This is a genomic window from Streptomyces sp. 4N509B, from assembly GCF_052245655.1.
GTDB lineage: Bacteria > Actinomycetota > Actinomycetes > Streptomycetales > Streptomycetaceae > Streptomyces.
The window spans coordinates 47,308-64,680 of record NZ_JBQQBZ010000005.1 but is presented as its reverse complement, the minus strand read 5'-3'; the positions used below and the strand labels follow the sequence as shown (position 1 = coordinate 64,680).

The 17,373-nt window shown below is 75.2% G+C and carries 11 protein-coding genes; 9 read left to right on the top strand and 2 right to left on the bottom strand.

Annotated features, from left to right (window positions below):
* Positions 1-56: 56 nt before the first annotated feature.
* The 3 genes from ACTWP5_RS07635 to ACTWP5_RS07625 are packed head-to-tail and all read left to right on the top strand — an operon-like array spanning position 57 to position 6,261.
* Positions 57-2,777 (top strand): glycosyl hydrolase family 95 catalytic domain-containing protein, encoded by a 2,721-nt coding sequence (locus tag ACTWP5_RS07635; RefSeq protein WP_443220207.1) that lies wholly within the window; start codon positions 57-59, stop codon positions 2,775-2,777.
* 41 nt (positions 2,778-2,818) lie between these two features.
* The gene (locus ACTWP5_RS07630; protein WP_443220000.1) at positions 2,819-5,080 is read left to right on the top strand and encodes a glycoside hydrolase family 36 protein; all 2,262 of its coding nucleotides are present in this window, start codon (positions 2,819-2,821) and stop codon (positions 5,078-5,080) included.
* A gap of 53 nt (positions 5,081-5,133) precedes the next feature.
* Entirely contained in the window at positions 5,134-6,261 is a 1,128-nt protein-coding gene (locus tag ACTWP5_RS07625) for an ROK family transcriptional regulator (RefSeq protein ID WP_443219999.1), read from the top strand.
* Between the two features lie 107 nt (positions 6,262-6,368).
* On the opposite strand, the gene ACTWP5_RS07620 is transcribed toward ACTWP5_RS07625, so the two are convergent.
* Positions 6,369-7,568: a serine hydrolase domain-containing protein gene (locus ACTWP5_RS07620; RefSeq protein ID WP_443219998.1), complete on the bottom strand. Its 1,200-nt coding sequence runs from the start codon at positions 7,566-7,568 to the stop codon at positions 6,369-6,371.
* Positions 7,569-7,698: 130 nt separating this feature from the next.
* On the opposite strand from ACTWP5_RS07620, the gene ACTWP5_RS07615 reads away from it, so the two are divergent.
* On the top strand, positions 7,699-8,370 hold the full coding sequence (locus tag ACTWP5_RS07615) for a response regulator transcription factor (RefSeq protein ID WP_443219997.1): 672 nt from the start codon (positions 7,699-7,701) through the stop codon (positions 8,368-8,370).
* On the top strand, positions 8,352-9,626 hold the full coding sequence (locus ACTWP5_RS07610; RefSeq protein WP_443219996.1) for a sensor histidine kinase: 1,275 nt from the start codon (positions 8,352-8,354) through the stop codon (positions 9,624-9,626). Before ACTWP5_RS07615 ends, ACTWP5_RS07610 begins: the two co-directional genes overlap by 19 nt.
* A gap of 158 nt (positions 9,627-9,784) precedes the next feature.
* Here ACTWP5_RS07610 and ACTWP5_RS07605 read toward each other — a convergent pair whose 3' ends face one another.
* On the bottom strand, positions 9,785-10,897 hold the full coding sequence (locus ACTWP5_RS07605) for a ferric reductase-like transmembrane domain-containing protein (RefSeq protein ID WP_443219995.1): 1,113 nt from the start codon (positions 10,895-10,897) through the stop codon (positions 9,785-9,787).
* Positions 10,898-11,365: 468 nt separating this feature from the next.
* Here ACTWP5_RS07605 and ACTWP5_RS07600 point away from each other — a divergent pair, with 468 nt between their 5' ends.
* The 4 genes from ACTWP5_RS07600 to ACTWP5_RS07585 all read left to right on the top strand — a co-directional run bounded on the left by ACTWP5_RS07600 (position 11,366) and on the right by ACTWP5_RS07585 (position 17,314).
* A complete protein-coding gene (locus tag ACTWP5_RS07600) occupies positions 11,366-12,106 on the top strand; it encodes a class I SAM-dependent methyltransferase (protein ID WP_443219994.1) in 741 nt (246 codons plus the stop codon).
* A gap of 50 nt (positions 12,107-12,156) precedes the next feature.
* Positions 12,157-13,281, top strand: a complete 1,125-nt coding sequence (locus tag ACTWP5_RS07595; RefSeq protein WP_443219993.1) for a pyridoxal-phosphate dependent enzyme — start codon at positions 12,157-12,159, stop codon at positions 13,279-13,281.
* Positions 13,278-14,519 (top strand): ATP-grasp domain-containing protein, encoded by a 1,242-nt coding sequence (locus tag ACTWP5_RS07590; protein WP_443219992.1) that lies wholly within the window; start codon positions 13,278-13,280, stop codon positions 14,517-14,519. The genes ACTWP5_RS07595 and ACTWP5_RS07590 overlap by 4 nt, the downstream gene beginning before the upstream one ends.
* Before the next feature lie 185 nt (positions 14,520-14,704).
* Positions 14,705-17,314: a polysaccharide lyase family 8 super-sandwich domain-containing protein gene (locus ACTWP5_RS07585; RefSeq protein WP_443219991.1), complete on the top strand. Its 2,610-nt coding sequence runs from the start codon at positions 14,705-14,707 to the stop codon at positions 17,312-17,314.
* Positions 17,315-17,373: the final 59 nt, after the last annotated feature.

The following is a 17,373-nucleotide window of genomic DNA, read 5'->3' as shown; positions in this document are numbered from 1 at the left end:
AGACGACGACCGGACAGGGGACCGGGAAGGCGACCGGGGAGGGCGTCCCTCGGCGCGTGTTCGTGGCGGGGGCGACGGGCGCCGCCGCGTTCGGCCTGGCGTCCGTGACGGCCGGGACGGCGAGCGGCGAGGCGTCGTCGGGCGGCGCGCCGGAGCCTGGGCCGGAGCCGGGGCCGACCCTGTGGTACGACGAGCCGGCGGACGACTGGGAGTCGCGGTCCCTGCCCATCGGCAACGGCGCGCTCGGGGTCGGCGTCTTCGGCGGCGTCGCCAGGGAACGGCTGCGGTTCAACGAGAAGACCCTGTGGACCGGCGGCCCCGGCGCCGAGGGCTACGACTTCGGGAACTGGGCCTCTCCCAGGCCCGGCGCCGTCGAGGAGGTCCAGCGGCGGATCGAGGACGAGCTGCGGGCCGACCCCGAGTGGGTCGCCGGGAAGCTCGGCCAGCCCAAGACGCACTACGGCGCCTACCAGCCCTTCGGCGACGTCTGGGTCGAGCTGACGCGGCCGCCCACGGGCGTGGGCGACTACCGCCGCTGGCTCGACATCGGCCAGGCCGTGGCGGGTGTGTGCTACACCGCGGACGGGGTGACCCACGAGCGCGCGCACTTCGTCTCCGCCCCGGACGGCGTCGCCGTCACCCGTCTGGCCGCCGACCGTCCCGGCCGGATCGGCTGCACCGTCTCCCTCACCACCGAGGACAACCGCAGCCGGCGCGTGACCGCGCGCGGCGGGCGGATCACCCTGGCCGGCGCGCTCGACGACAACGGCATGCGCTACGAGGCGCAACTCCAGGTGATCCACGAGGGCGGCAGCCGCACCGACCACGCGGACGGGTCGGTCACCGTGACCGACGCCGACGCGGTGACGCTCGTCCTGGCCGCCGGCACCGACTACGCCCCGCTGTACCCCACCTACCGCACGGGCGTGGACCCGCACGGCGCGGTCACCGCGCGGGTGACCCGGGCGGCCGGGCGGGGCTTCGACCGGCTGCTGGCGGCCCACACGGCCGACCACCGGGCGCTGTTCGACCGGGTCGGAATCGACCTCGGGCAGCGGGACCCGGGCCTGCCCACCGACGAGCTGCTCGCCGCCTACCAGGACGGACACGCCGACGCGGCGGCGTGCCGCGCGTTGGAGGTCCTGTCCTTCCAGTACGGCCGGTACCTGCTGATCGCCTCCTCCCGCCCCGGCTCGCTGCCGGCCAACCTCCAGGGCGTGTGGAACGACTCCACCGCCCCGCCGTGGAGCGCCGACTACCACGTCAACATCAACCTCCAGATGAACTACTGGCCGGCCGAGACCACCAACCTCGCCGAGACCGTCGAGCCGCTGCTGGACTACGTGGAGTCCCTCGCGCCACCCGGCGAGGTCACCGCGCGGGAGATGTTCGGCAACCGGGGCTGGGCGGTGCACAACGAGACCACCCCGTTCGGCTTCACCGGCGTGCACGACTGGCCCACCGCGTTCTGGATGCCGGAGGCGGGCGCCTGGCTGGCCCAGCACTTCTACGAGCACTACCTGTTCAACGGGGACGAGCGCTTCCTGCGGGAGCGCGCGTACCCGATGATGCGCGCGCTGTCGCGGTTCTGGATCGACGAGCTGGTCACCGACCCGAGGGACGGGCTGCTGGTCGTCTCGCCGAGCTACTCCCCCGAGCACGGCGACTTCTCCGCGGGCGCGTCGATCTCCCAGCAGATCGTGTGGGACCTGCTGACCAACACCGCTGCCGCCGCCACCACGCTCGGCGACGAGGGTCCCTTCGTCGACGAGCTGCGCGAGACCCTGGCCCGGCTGGACCCGGGCCTGCGCGTCGGCTCCTTCGGACAGCTCCAGGAGTGGAAGGAGGACTGGGACGACCCGGAGAACGACCACCGGCACGTCTCGCACCTGTTCGCACTCCACCCGGGCCGGCAGATCGTTCCCGGGCGGGACGCGGAGCACACCGAGGCGGCCCGGGTCTCCCTGACCGCGCGCGGCGACGGCGGCACCGGCTGGAGCAAGGCGTGGAAGATCAACTTCTGGGCCCGGCTGCTGGACGGCGACCACGCGCACACCATGCTGGCGGAGCAGCTGCGCCACAGCACCCTGCCCAACCTGTGGGACACCCACCCGCCGTTCCAGATCGACGGGAACTTCGGCGCCACGGCCGGCGTCGCCGAGATGCTGCTCCAGAGCCACGGCGACGCGGTGTGGCTGCTGCCCGCCCTGCCCGGACGGTGGTCCACCGGCTCGGTCAGCGGCCTGCGCGCCCGCGGCGACGTCACGGTGGACCTCGCGTGGCGGGACGGCGCGACGGTCAGCGCCGTGCTGCGCGCGGGGCGCTCGGGGCCGCTGCGGGTGCGCGGCGAGATCTTCCGGGGCCTGTTCGCGGTGCGGGAGGTGACGACGGGTCGCCCGGTCGACGTCCAGCGCGAGGGGGACCTCGTGACCCTGCGGGCGCGGGCCGGGCAGCGCTACGAGGTCACCTCGCAGGTGCGGATGGCGCTCACCCGGCCCCCGGAGTCGGAGACCGAGGCGGGCCGGGCGTTCACCGTCGAGATCACCGTCACCGCCGCCGGCCGGACGGTCCCGGCCGGCACGCTCAGGCTCGACCTGCCCAAGGGGTGGAGCGCGACCCCGGACAGCCACCGTACGCGGCCGGTCCACGACGGCGAACGCGCCACGGTCGCCTTCGAGGTGACGCCCGGCGCGGCCGGGACGACCGGCACGCGGCGGGTGCGTGCCGAGCTCAGCGGCGACGGCTGGCGCACCAGCGTGGCCGTCCCCGCCGGGTGAGCCCGCCCCCGCCACCGTCGTCGACGAAGGGAACTCCTCACGTGACCGCCGAACCGACACCCACCGGGCCTCCCCCCGCCGGGGAACCCGCCGTTCCCAAGGCCCCCGCGGACGCGCCCGCCGACGTCCCACCGGCCGGGCGGACCCGGCTCGCGTGGCGGGCGGGCGGGGTCCTCCTCCTGCTCGGCGTCGGCGGGGACCGCCCGGCCTCGCTGCTGTCCCTGCGGCCTCTCACCGCGCCGCCCCCGACGGACGGGGCGGACGGGACGGACAGGGCCGGCGCCCCGCTGGTCGAGGTGCAGGCGCTGGGGCACGGGAGGTTCCCCGGCAGTCACCGGTACGCCGACACCACCGTCGGCGCGCGGCTGCGGTACCTGCGGCACACGGAGACGACGGACGGGGCGCTCGCGCGGCTGCGGCTGGAGCAGCGCGACGCGGCCACCGGGCTGACGGTCACCACGGTCTTCCAGGCCGCCCACGACGTCCCCGCCGTCCGGGTCTGGACCGAGGTCGCCCTGGCGGCCGGCCAGGGTCCGGTGCGGCTTGAGGCCGTCACCTCCGTGGCCACGGGCGCCTTCCTCGCCGACGCCGGCCGGCCGTTCGACGTGGTGTGCGCGGACTCCGACTGGGTGGCCGAGTCCCGGTGGCGGCGGACGCCGCTGCGCGAGGCCGGGCTCGTCGACATCGACGCCGCGGCCCACTCCCACGCCTCCCGCGGCCGGCTCGCCGTCACCTCGCGCAGCTCGTGGTCGACCGGCGAACGGCTGCCGACCGGCGCGCTCGTGGCCCGCGACGACTCCTGGGCGCTGGCCTGGCAGATCGAGCACAACGGCGCCTGGCACTGGGAGGTCGGCGAGCGGCGGGACGGCGCGTACCTGGCGCTGCTCGGGCCGACCGACGCCGAGCACCAGTGGAGCACGGCCGTCACCGCCGAGCGCGGCTTCACCACCGTGCCCGTGTCGCTGGCGGTCGCCGCCGGCGGCGTCGACGAGGCGTTCGCGGCCCTCACCCGGCAGCGGCGGGCGCTGCGCGCCGACCGGGCCGGCCCCCTTCCCGTGGTCTTCAACGACTACATGAACACGCTCATGGGCGACCCCACGACCGAGGCGCTGCTGCCGCTGGTCGACGCGGCGGCCGAGGCGGGCGCGGAGTACTTCTGCGTCGACGCCGGCTGGTACGCCGAGGACGGCGGATGGTGGGACGCCGTGGGCGAGTGGCTGCCCTCGGCGAGCCGCTTCCCCGGCGGTCTCGGCGAGGTGCTCGACCGCGTCCGCGCGCGGGGGATGGTGCCCGGCCTGTGGCTGGAGCCCGAGGTGGTGGGGCTGCGCTCGCCCGTGGCGCGGCGCCTGCCCGACGCGGCGTTCTTCCAGCGCTTCGGCGCGCGCGTCGTGGAGCACGGCCGCCACCACCTGGACCTGCGCCACCCGGCGGCCCGCGCCCACCTCGACGGCGTCGTCGACCGGCTGGTCGCCGAGTTCGGCGTCGGCTACTTCAAGTTCGACTACAACATCATGCCCGGCCCCGGCACGGACCGGGGCGGCACCTCTCCCGGCGAGGGGCTGCTGGAGCACAACCGCGCCCACCTCGACTGGCTGGACGCCCTGTTGGACCGCCACCCGGGCCTGCTGGTCGAGAACTGCGCCTCGGGCGGGATGCGGATGGACTACGCGATGCTCGCGCGGCTCCACCTCCAGTCGACCTCCGACCAGCAGAACCCGCTGCTCTGTCCGCCGATCGCCGCCGCGGCCCCCGCCTCCGTCCTGCCGGAGCAGGCCGGGCACTGGGCGTACGCGCAGCCCGAGATGACGGTGGAGGAGGCGGCGTTCACCCTGGCCACGGGCATCCTGGGCCGGCTCTACCTCTCCGGCCACCTCGACCGCATGACGCCCCGGCAGCTGGCGCTCGTGCGGCACGCGGTGGCGGTGCACCGGGAGCTGCGGGAGGAGATCGCGGCGGCGGAGCCGTTCTGGCCCCTGGGCCTGGCCGGGCCCCCGGGTCCGTGGGTGGCGACGGGGCTTCGGTCGCCGGCGTCCGGCGGGGGGTGCCTGGTGACGCTGTGGCGCCTGCCCGGGGCCGACCCCACGCTCGCCGTGCCCGTGCCGCACCTGCGGAACGTCGAGGCGACCGCGGAGGTCGTCTTTCCCGGGCCCGGCACCGGGGCCGCCGCGTGGACGCTGGAGTGGGACGCGGGCCGCGGCGTGCTGCACGTGACCAGTCCGCGGTCGGGGCCGGCGGCGACCGCCCGCGTGATCCGGCTGGGCGGGCGGTTGGACGTGGTTGCGCGCCGTCCTCCCCGGTCGTGAGCGGGGCGGACCGTCGGACGGGTCACCGGTCGGCTGCCGAGGCGTGGCGGTCGGTGCCCCGTCCGGCCCGGCCGATCCTGCGCGAGCTCGTGATCCACGGCCCGCTGTCCAGGACCACCCTCGCCCGGCGACTCGGCCTGTCCGTGGGCAGCCTGAGCCGGCTGACGAAGCCGCTGGTGGCCTCCGGCGTCGTCGTGGAGCAGGACGTCGCCTACGACCCGGTGAACGGCCGCCCCACCCGCCCGCTGAGGGTCGTGGTCGACGGGCTGCGCTTCGTCGGGATCAAGCTCACCTCGGACCGCGTGTACGCCGTCCTCACCAACCTGCGGGCCGACGTCCTGGCGCGGGGAAGCGCCCCGCTCCCCGACCTGACGCCCGAGGAGGTGGTGGAGCGGGCCGGGCGCCTGGCGGACGAGCTGGTCGGGGACGGCGAGCGGCCGGTCTCGGCCGGGATCACGCTCGGCGGGGACGAGCACGCGCCGACGCGGGTGGACGAGGGCGAGTTCCTCGACTCGGGCCTGCTGGGCTGGAGACGGGTGCCGGTGCGCCGCCTGATGGCCGCGCGGCTCGGCGTGCCCTGCGTGGTGAGGAACGACGTCACCGCCCTCGCGTACGCGCACCAGTGGTTCGGGGAGGCGCGGGGGCTCTCGGACTTCGCGGTGGTCACGATCGGCGAGGGCATCGGGTACGCCCTCTTCGTCCACGGCCGCGCCGTGCGGGTGACGGAGGCGGACCTCGGGGAGTTCGGGCACCAGATCCTCGACCCGGGCGGCCCGCTGTGCCCGTCGGGCCACCGGGGCTGCGCCGGCGCGTACCTGCCGACCCGGTCGGTGCTGATGGCGGCGGCGCAGGGCCTGCGTCGCTTCCCCAACCACGAGGAGGTGCTGCGGCTGGCCGCGGCCGGCGATCCCGTGTGCTCGCGGGTCGTCGGGCAGACGGCGTGGGCGCTCGGCGCGCTGATCGCGAACCTCACGACCTGCACGACCGTGAAGACGGTGATCGTCGCGGGTGAGGCCGTGGGCGTCGTCGGGCTGGCCCGCGGGGACCTCGACCGCGGCATGGCCGACCGGCGGCGGGACCCGGAGCCGGTCAGGCTCGTCGTGCAGCCGCACGACTTCGGGGACTGGGCGCGCGGCGCCGCCGTCGGGGCGATCCGGGCGCACGTCGCCGGCCGTCCCTGACGGCGGCTCGCCGCGCGGCGCCGGCGCCCCCCTGTGCCACGCCCGGGCGAGCGCGGCCGGTTTCGAGCCACGGTCGGTCAGGACGCGGCCGGTCAGGACACGGCCCGTCAGAAGGCGGCGCCGATGACGGCCTCCCGCACCAGGGTGGAGAGCGGCCCGTACTCCATGTCGTCGTAGTTGCCGAGGAGGACCAGCGTCCAGCCGAGGTCGGGGTAGGTCTCGAACAGGCACGAGACCCCGCCGACCTCGGCGCCGCGGGAGCCACCGGAGTGGCTGAGGACGCGATGGCCGTCGACGAGGGTGGTGAGCGGCCCGTACGCCTGGAAGACGCACGTCCCCGGCTCGTCCCTCCCCAGGGGGTGCTTCCCGCTGAGGACCAGTTCCGCGAAGGGCAGCGAGAGGAGCCGGCCCCCCAGCAGGGCCTCGGCGAGGGCGACCATGTCGGGCCCCGAGGAGAAGGAGCCACCTGCGGGGCTGCCGACGAAGAGCTGGTTGTCCACGGTGTCGCGGCGCTCGCCCGAGGGCTGGAGCGCGTGCGGGTGGGCCAGCCGCGCGTCGGACTGCCACTCGGGGCGGGTGTAGTAGTCGGAGTCGGTCATCCCGGCCGCCTCGAAGACGTTCTCGCGGACGTACCGGTGGAAGGGCTGGCCCGAGACCGCCTCGACGATCGCGCCGAGCGTGACGTACGCGGAGTTGCTGTAGGTCTGGCCCGAACCCGGCGGGAAGGCCAGGGGCGGCGCCTTGCGGATGATGGCCATCGTGCCGTCCATCACCTCCTGGGCGCTGTCCCAGGAGCGGGAGGTCTCCCAGAACTCCCGGGTGTGGTGGTCGCCCATGCCCGAGGTGTGGGTCAGCAGGTGGTGGAGGGTGACGTTCCGCGCGACCTCGTCGGGGAAGCCGTCGAGGTAGGTCCCCACCCGCTCGTGGTAGGCCAGCCTGTTCGCCTCCACCAGCTGGGCCACGGCGATCGAGGTGAACAGCTTGGTGATGGAGCCCAGGCAGAAGAGGGTGTCGGGGCCGTTGGGCACCGACCGCGCCCGGTCGGCCATCCCGTGGGAGCGGGTGAGCACCGTGCGGCCCCCGTGGGCGATCAGCGCCGTGCCGCTGAACGCGTCGCGGTCCGCCATCTCCGCCAGCCGCTGGTCGAAGGCACCGCCGGGCCGCAGCTCCCGGGGTATCGCGCCGCCGCCGGCGCGTGCCGCGGCCGACGCCGTGGCGTGCGCCGACCCCGCGGTCGCGAGCACGCCCCCGGCGGCCACCGAGGCCGCCCCCATCAGGCCGAGCGCCGTCCGTCGCGTCGTGGTCATGGAGATCACCTTTCTGCCGGGTCGTCATCCGTGGGACGGGACGTTCGACAGGTCTACCGGCCGTGACCGATCGTCAGCCGATGGCCGATCCATACGCGATCCCTACACGGGCCCTGGAAAGCTCACCCGGGTGCGGATTCTCCTGGTCGAGGACGAGCGACCGTTGGCCCGTTACGTCGCCACGGGCCTGCGCAGACGCGGCTTCGCGGTCGACACCGCCCACGACGGCGCGGCCGCGCTGGAGCGCTGCGAGGTCACGCCGTACGACGTGGTCGTGCTGGACAGGCATCTCCCCGGCGTGCACGGTGACACCGTCTGCCGGCACCTGGCGCGGCACGGCACGGCTCGGGTCCTGATGCTCACCGCCTCCGGAGCCGTGCAGGACCGTGTCGAGGGCCTCGCCCTCGGCGCGGACGACTACCTGGGCAAGCCCTTCGCCTTCCTGGAGCTGGTGGCCCGGGTGGAGGCGCTGGGCCGCCGCAGCGCGCCCGCCCGGCCGCCGCTGCTGCGCGCCGCCGACGTGGTGCTCGACCCGGCGCGCCACACCGCGGAACGGGCGGGTCGCCCGCTGCTGCTGACGCCCAAGGAGTTCGGTGTGCTGCGGCAGCTGCTGGCCGCCGACGGCGCCGTGGTCAGCGCCGAGACGCTGCTGGAGAAGGTGTGGGACGAGCACGCCGACCCGTTCAGCAACGCGCCGCGCCTCACCGTCGGCACGCTGCGCCGCAAGCTGGGCGACCCACCGCTGATCGAGACCGTGCCCCGCGCCGGGTACCGCCTCCGACCGTGCCCGCCACCGGACTGAGGCGGCGGCGGAGGGCGTGGCCGCCGAGCGCCAGGGGGCGGCTCACGCTCCTGCTCACCGTGCTGGTGCTCGCCGCGGGCGTCGTCCTGACCGCGCTCACGTACCTGCTGACGCGGCGCGGCATCGGCCTCCGGCTGGTGTCCGTACGGTTCCACGCCTCCCCGCGGGCGGAGGGCGAGCCGCCCCCGGCGCCCGAGGTCGAGGACACCGACCTCTCCGGCCCGGCGCGCGAGGCGATGCTGGCGGAGCTGCTGGCCCAGGCGCCGCTCGCGCTCGCCGCGGTGACGCTGCTGGCCGCCGCCCTCGGGTGGCTGGTCGCCGGGCGGGTGCTGCGGCCGGTCCGCACCATCGCCGCCACGGCGCGTCGGCTGTCGGCGGAGCGCCTGGACGAGCGCGTCCTCGTCAGGCAGCCCCCGGACGAGCTCGCCGCCCTGGCCGAGACGGTCAACGGCATGCTCGACCGCATCCAGGCGGGCGTCGCCGAGCGCGAGCGGCTGCTGGCGAGTCAGCGGCTGTTCACCGCCAACGCGGCGCACGAGCTGCGCACGCCGCTGGCCACGATCCGCGCCGCCGTCGACGTGACCCTCGACGGCGAGCCCACCCGTGCCGAGCTGCTCACCATGGCCGCCGACGTCCGCACCGCCGCCGCGCACAGCCAGCGCACCCTCGACGGGCTGCTGGCGTTGGCCCGCAGCCAGGCCGGGCTACGCGAGCGGCGCCACGGCGACCTCGCCGAGCTGGCGGCGGCGCTCGCGACCGCCGCCGAGCGGGAGGCGGCGCGGCGCGGCCTGACGCTGCGGGCGACGCTGCGACCGGCGCCCGTCACCGGCGAACCGGTGCTGCTCGAACGCCTGGTGGGCAACCTGCTGGACAACGCGCTGCGGTACAACCACCGCGGCGGGCACGTCACGCTCGCCACCGGCACCGACGAGCGGGGCGCGTTCCTGCGGGTGGAGAACTCCGGTCCGCCGGTGTCGCCCGCGGCCGCCGCGCGGCTGCTCGAACCCTTCGTGCGCGGGGAGACGGACGGGGCGGGAACGGACGGGCTGGGGACGGACGGCGGCCGGGACGGCGGCGAGGGGGTGGGTGCCGGCCTCGGCCTGTCGATCGTGCGCGCCGTCACCGCCGCCCACGAGGGCGAGCTCACCACCGCCCCGCGCCCGGCCGGTGGCCTGACGGTCCGGGTGCGCCTGCCCGCGGCAGCCGGCGCCCCGACGACGAGGGGAGGCCAAAGGCTGCCCCGCAACAGCCTTTAAAGGCTGTCCCGCAATCCCCGGCGGGCTCGCGACGCCCTGCGACTTCCCTTGCCGCGTTGTCGTCGGTCGCCAGCCCGCCAGGCTGACTCCCTCCTCCGCCTTGCCATCGAAGCCCCAGGACGCCGCTCCCTGATCCACCAGGGACTGCGGAACAGCCTTTAGGCCGATGCCCGGTCCTCCTCCCGCTGTTCCGTGACGCGCCCGGCGGTGGGGCGGGCGGCCGGCCGCGTGCGGTGGATGACGGCGACCAGCACCAGGGTGAGCAGAAGCAGGCCGCCCCAGATGACCCACTGCTCCGGCCAGGGCGCGGGCGAGGCGCCGTCGGGGCTGCGCCCGCCGTCCACGCCGCTGACGACGACGGCCCCGAGCCCGAGCACCGTCGCCACCACGGCGATCCGCCCGGCCGTCCGCACCGTCAGCGGCAGCGGCCGGGACTCGCGGCCGGGGCCGCGCAGCCGCAGCCGTTCGCTGGGGCGGGCCGGCGCCAGCAGCCTCAGCAGCAGCAGCGCCGCCAGCGGCATCTGGGCCGCCCACAGGAAGGTGCGGAACGCGCCGTCGTACCAGCCGCTGCTGGTGTAGAGCAGGGTGTGCCAGGCGCTGAGGACGTACACGACGATGACGAAGCGGTGCAGGGCCAGCCACATGCGGGGGCCTGTGCTCTGCCGCAGGTAGAAGGCGAGGCCGAGGGGTATCGCGAGGTAGAACGCGAGCAGGCCGATGAAGATCGCGACGCGCCCGGTGCCGGAGTCGTAGAAGCCGGGGACGAAGGACTCGCCGAAGGCGCCGCCGATCCGCCCGGCCCAGGAGTCGCCCTCGGCGTGGTTGGTCCGGACGAACTCGGCGAAGAGGAAAGCCGCGTGCATGAACATCAGCCCCATGGTGGTGAGGCTGGTGGTGCGGTGCCACTTCTCCACCCGGGGCGCGGTCAGCCAGCGCCAGCCGGGGCGCGGTCCTGAGCGGAGCAGGCCGAAGACGACGGTGATGTAGGCCCACAGGATCGCGGACCAGCCGAAGGCCTGGCACGTCCAGTACATCCAGTGCTCGGGCTCGGCCATCATCGGCATGATCTTGACCGTGGTCGAGGTGCCGTTCTCCACCCTGACGTACAGCCAGAGGAGGATGAGGCCGGTGGCCAGGAGCGCCAGGCTGGCGTCGGGCACGGCGGCGCGCAGGTCCGCGCGCAGGCCGGCCCAGTCGAAGCGGCCGCCGGTTCGGCGCTGGACTCTTCGCCGGCCCGAGGGCAGGGTTGCCGGCTCGTGGGATTCCGTCATCTGGGACACCACTTTCTCGCTCATTCTGACGGCTGAGGTCCGCCCTGCCCCCGACGCCGGATTGACGTCCTCCCACGTGGGCACCGCCGAGAATAACCGCCGTTCTCATTCGACGGGAAGAGGCTGATTCCATCCTTCTGTTGGCCGTGGCACGGTTTTCTCGTCGCCGGGTGGCGGGCCGACCCGCTTCCCGGGGCGGGGCAGGGAGCGCGGGGCGTGGCGCCGGCGTCGCGGGCCGTGGCCGTGACCGTGGCGGGAGGCCCGTCGCCGGCCGTCCGGGTCCGCGCGCGGAGGCGGACCGGACACGAAAAGACGGTAAAGCCCCCTCTATGAGTCGGAGGAAAACGGGATTCGGTTCCCGGCATTTTTCGCCGCCGAGGCTCCCTTGTCGCTGATGAGACGATGAACTACCGTACTGGGACGACAAGAAACCCCTTCGCCTCTCTTTCGAGACAGAGGTGTTCGCGAATGCGCTGGTATGAGGACGAGGCTTTCTGGTCGGATTTCTCCAGCACCATGTTCTCCGCCCGGCGCGGCGAGAGCGCGGCGCGTCTGGTCGAGAGCGCCTCCCTGCTGTCCTTTCCCGACGGAGCCCGGGTCCTGGACCTGGCCTGCGGCCCCGGGCTGTTCGTGGTGCCGCTGGCACGCCGTGGCGACCGCGTCACCGGGGTGGACCTGAGCCCCGTCATGCTCGGACGGGCCGAGGCGGCCTGTGCCGCGTCGGGGGTCCCCGCGCGCCTGGTGCGGGCCGACATGCTCACCTTCGTCGAGCCGGCGTCCTTCGACGTCGTGCTCAACGTCTTCACCTCCTTCGGCTACTTCGACGATCCGCGCGACAACGCCCGGGTCCTGCGCAACGCTCACGACTCGCTGGTCCCCGGCGGCCAACTGCTCCTGGACCTCATGGGCAAGGAGGTGCTGGCCGGCTGGATCGGCCGACCCCAGCTCGTCGAACTCGACGACGGCGCCTACGTCATCCAGCGCGACACCATCCTCGACGGCTGGCGGCGGCTGCGGACCGACTGGACCCTCGTGCGCGAGGAGAAGGCCAGGGAGGCGTCCATCACCTGCTGGCTCTACAGCGGGGCCGAGCTGTGCGCCATGGTCGAGGAGGCCGGCTTCACCGACGTGGCGTGCTTCGGCGACTTCGACGGCGCGCCCTACGACCAGCACGCCAGCCGGCTCGTCGTCCGCGGCATCCGGCCCTAGGGCGGTCGTAAGGCCGCGGCCGCACCCCCGTCACCGATCGGACGTCCCCCATGCACCCGCACCCCGTCACCGCCACCGCCACCCCCGCCCCCACGTCCACGCCCGCGCCCACGGCGGCGCCCACGCCCACGGCGGCGAACGCCCCGGGCGCGCCGGCACCCGTCACCGTGCACGAGCACATCACCGACGCCGTCAGGGCGCCCGACCTCGTCAGGCTGGCCCCGCGCGTCGTCCTGGCCCGCTTCGAGACGCTGAAGGTGTATGCCGCGCTCGGCGCCGTCCGCGCCCTGCTCGACCGCGGCACCCTCTCCCCCGGGCAGACCGTCGTCGACAGCTCCAGCGGCATCTACGCCCTGGCCCTGGCCATGGCCTGCCACCGCTACGGCCTGCGCTGCCACATCGTCGCCTCCACCACCGTCGACCAGACCCTCCGCGTGCAGCTGGAGATCCTCGGCGTCACCGTCGACCAGATGCCGCCCTCGCAGGACCTGCGGCTGGACCAGGAGCGACGGGTCAGGCGCGTGCGGGAACTCCTCGCCCGCCACCCGGACATGCACTGGATGCGGCAGTACCACGACCCCGTCCACTACGCCGGCTACCGCGAGTTCGCCGAGCTGGTCACCGCGGCCCTGCCCGGCCGGGAGCTCACCGTCGTGGGCTCCGTCGGCACGGGGGCGTCCACCGGCGGGCTGGTGGTGCCGTTACGCGAGCGGGGGCTCGCCGTCCGGCTGGTCGGCATCCAGCCCTTCGGCAGCGTCACCTTCGGCAGCGAACGCGTCAGCGACCCCGACGCGATCATCGCCGGCATCGGCAGCGCGATCCCGTTCCGCAACGTGCGCCACGAGCTGTACGACACCCTGCACTGGCTCGACTTCCGGCACGCCACGACCGGATCCGTCGGCCTGCTGCGCGACCACGCGGTCTTCGCCGGCCTGTCCACGGGCGCCGCCTACCTCGCCACCGGCTGGGAGGCCACGCGCCACCCGGAGCAGACCTTCCTCGTCCTCGGCGCCGACACCGGCCACCGCTACACCGAGCGCGCCTTCGCCCGTCACCGCGAGCTGCCCGCCCCGCGCAGCCTCGCGCCGCGGGAGATCACCTCCCTCGCCGACCTCGCCCCGCCCTGGTCGGTCATGGAGTGGCGCCGCCGCGCCCACCAGGAGACGACGCCGTGACCATCGCCGCCCTCGAACTGCTCACCTTCGGCCTCGGCCGGCTGATCGAGGCCGCCGGGGCGGCCGGGCACCGCCTGTGCCTGCTGACGTGTGACCGCGGGGTCTACCGCCACGAGCTGGCCGGGCTCTCCCCCGCCGCCCGCGCCGGCCTGGACGTGGTGGACGTGGACACCTTCGACGCCGCCGCCTGCGCGGCGGCGCTGGCCGACGTCCCCGACCTGGCGGGGCTGATCAACTCCACCGACACCTTCAGCGTGACCGGCGCCGACCTCGCCGCCGCGCTCGGCCTGCCGGGGCCGGACCCGGCGGCGGTCCGGCTGGTCCGCGACAAGGCCCGCGTCCGTGCCCTCCTGCACGAGCGGGGCCTGAGCCGGCTGCGTGCCCACCGCGTCGGGGCCGGGCCCGAGGCGGCGTCGGAGATCGTCGCCGCCGTCGGCCTCCCCGCCGTCCTGAAGGACACCTCCGGCACCTCCTCCCGCGGGGTGTGGCTGGTGCGCGACGAGGCCGCGCTGCGCACGGCGCTGGCCGCCGCGGCCGACACCCCGCTGAAGGGTGAGCTGTTCGCCGAGCCCTTCGCCGCCGGCCCGCTCTACAGCGCCGAGACCCTCAGCTGGCGCGGCGAGACCCGGCTGCTCGGGGTGTGCAGCCGTCAGATGTCGCCCGAGCCCGCCGTCCGTGAGGAGGCCGCCGCCTTCCCCGTGGCGCTGCCGGAGCCCGAGACGGCGCGGCTCGCGGAGTGGACCGGGCGGCTGCTGGCGGCGGTGGGGCACGACGCCGGGTTCGCGCACATCGAGTTCGTCCTCACCGCCGAGGGGCCCGAGCTCGTCGAGATCAACCGCCGCATCGGCGGGGCCCTGGTCGGTGAGGCCCTCTGCCGCCGGCTGGAGACCAACGTGTACGCCGCCCTCGTGGAGGCGGCGCTCGGCCGCAGGCCGGCCCTGCTGGACGCGCCGACGGCGCCGGACGCGGCGGGCCCCGCCACCGGCTTCGTCCTGGTGTACCCCTCCGGCACCGGCACCCTCACCGGCGTGGACGGGCTGGCGTGGCTCACGGGCTTCCCCGGCTCGCCCGAGTGGTATCCGACGAGCGCGCCGGGGGACGCCGTCGCGCACCTGGCCGACCAGCGGGGCTGCACCGGGATCGTGCTGGCCGAGGGCGCGACCGCGGAGCTCGCCCTCCACCGCGCCCTCGCCGCCGCCGGCTGCGTCCGTCCCCTGCTGGCACCGGCCCACCCGTGAGGCCCACCGGTGAAGACCCGCCGGTGAAGACCCGCCGGTGAGACCCGCCCGTGGGGCCCGCCGCGCCAGGCGCGGGCCCCGGGGCGCGGCCGTGACGCCGCCGTCGGCGGCCGGGTGAACGACGGCTCAGCCGTTCGTGTCATGACCATTGTCAGCCGCTCGGCTCCGGCACATGCTTGGGGTTCATGAGGTGTGAGCCGAGCAACCCGGGTCCGTCGCGTCGTGCCGTGCTGGCCTCGCTGCCCGCCGCGGCCCTGGCCGTGGGAGCGGGGGCGCCGGGGGCCGCCGCCACGGCGAGGGCCGGCGAGCGGGCCGCCACGACGTCACGGCTGCTTCAGAACGCGGTCGCGATGCTCGCCGGCACCGCCGAGTCCAACGCCAGGCCCGAGGTCGCGGGAAAGCTCACGGCCATCGAGTCGACCGCGCTCTCCCGGCTCGCCGCCATGGACGCCGCCGCCGAGGGCGAGCTCTTCGCCGGCCTGCCGCTCGGCGCGAGCGACCCCCACCTGAACTCCTCCTTCCAGTACCTCCACGAGATCGCCCTGGCCACCCGCGTCCCCGGGGAGAGCCCCTCCCGGCTGCGGGGCGACGTGGCCGTCCAGCGCCGCGTCATCGACGCCCTGGCCTGGCTGCACGACCGCTACTACGGCGACCAGCGGGCGGGGTACTACGGCAACTGGTTCACCTGGGAGATCGGCATCTCCTCCCACGTCAGCCGCACCCTGGTGCTGCTGCGCGACGAGCTCGCCGCCCACCGGCCCGAGCTGACCGCCACCTACGTCGCCTCGATGGACGCCTACCTGCGCAACGGCCGCGACGGCGACGTCGACCTCGACTCGCGCTTCCACACCGGCGCCAACCTCGCCGACATCACGACCAACCGCGTCCTGCAGGGCGCCGTCCTCGGCGACGCCGCCGGCGACGCCCGCGTCGCCAAGGCCGTGGCCGACCAGCTCACCGTGTACGCGACGATCGACCCCTACGCCCTGCGCCACGGCGTCACCGACGGCTTCTACGCCGACGGCTCCTTCATCCAGCACGGTTCCGTCGCCTACACCGGCTCCTACGGCATCTCGCTGCTGACCCGCGTCATGCAGTCCGTCAAGATCCTCGACGGCACCGACCACCTCCCGGCGGCCGGCGGGGAGCGGGACGAGGGTCCAGGGCTCGTCGACGTGGTGCGCCGCTGGGTGGTCGACGGCTTCGCGCCGGTGGTCTTCGAGGGCTGGATGATGGAGTCGGTCAGGGGCCGCGCCGCCTCCCGGGCCACCACCAGCGGCTACGACGCGGTCGCCGCCGTCGTCGAGGCCGTCGTCGACCTCTCCGGCCACGTGGAGGGGCCCGACGCCGCGGCGTTGCGGGGCTACGTCAAGCACCTGCGCGCGAGCTCGCGCGTCCCCCTCGACCCGGCCCGCTTCGTCTCGCCGGTGAGCGTCGCCCGCTACGCCGACATCCTGGCCGACGCCTCCACCCCGGCGGCCGACCTCAACCCGCCCGCCTCCCACGCGGCGTTCAACGCCATGGAGCGGACCGTCCACCGCCGCCCCGGCTTCGCGTTCGCCCTGGCCCGCAGCTCGTCGCGGATCAGCAAGTACGAGTACATGAACGGCGAGAACCTCCTGCCCTGGTTCCAGGGCGACGGCGCGCACCACCTCTACCTCGCGGGCCAGGACCAGTCGGAGAGCCACGGCGTCGACCAGCTCACCGTCTGTTCCCCCGACCACCTGCCGGGTGTCGTCGCGCCCGTGGAGGAGCGCGGGACCGTGCCGGAGCTCTACGGCGGCCTGTGGTACGAGAACCCCGAGGCCGGCTTCACCTCCTCCTCCGAGGCGCAGAACGCCTACGTCTACTTCCCCCGCGGCACGAACACCTTCTCCGGCGGCGCCCGCCTCGGCGACCTCGGCGTGGCCGGGCTCGTCCAGTCCAGTGACGCGGCGTACGCCGCGAAGCGGGCCGGCGAACTCCCCGAGGACTTCGTGGCGTACCGCAACGCCGAGGCCACCCGGTCGTGGTTCCTGTTCGACGAGGAGATCGTGGTGCTCGCCGCCGGAGTCGGCGACGGCGCCGGCCGCGCCGTGACGACGACCCTCGACAGCCGGATCGCCGACCCGTCCCACGCCACGACGCTCCGCGGCGCGCTCCGCGACGGCACGCCCTGGACGGGCCCCGGCACCGCCCCGCTGGCCTGGCTCCGGTACGCCGACACCACCCGGGGGACGGCCGTCGGCTACGTCCTCCTGGCCGGCCCCGCGCCGACGGCCATGCTCCGGACGGTGACGCGCAGCCGGCGGGTGGTGCGCATGAGCAACCCGGACACCGAGGTCACCCGCCAGGTGTTCGCACTCCGCGTCGACCACCCGGCGGGCGCGCCGCCCGCCACGCTCGCCTACGCCCTGCTCCCGCACGCCACCGAGGCGGGCCTGGCCTCCCACGTCGACGAACGCCCGCTGCGCGTCCTCGCCAACACCCCGCGCCTCCAGGCAGTGCGCCACACGCGGCTCGACGTCCTGGCCGCCAACGCGTTCACCGAGGGCGAGCACCGCGCCGGCCCTCTCACCGTCACCGGTCCCGCCTCCGTCCTCCTGCGCCGCGCGGCGGACGGCACCACGTCCCTGGCCGTGGCCGACCCGACGACCGAACGGGAGCGGGTGACCGTCCTCCTGCGCGGCCGGGCGCTCGCGCCCGTGACGGTGGACGACGGCGTCCGCGTCACGCGGGTGCCGGGCGGCACCCGCGTGGAGGTCACCACCCACCACGCCTACGGACGCAGTCTGACGGCGACGCTGCGCCCGTGAGCGGGGCCGCCCGCGAGCGCCGGCCGCCCGGGGCGGTGGGGCGCGCCGCGGCCTCGACC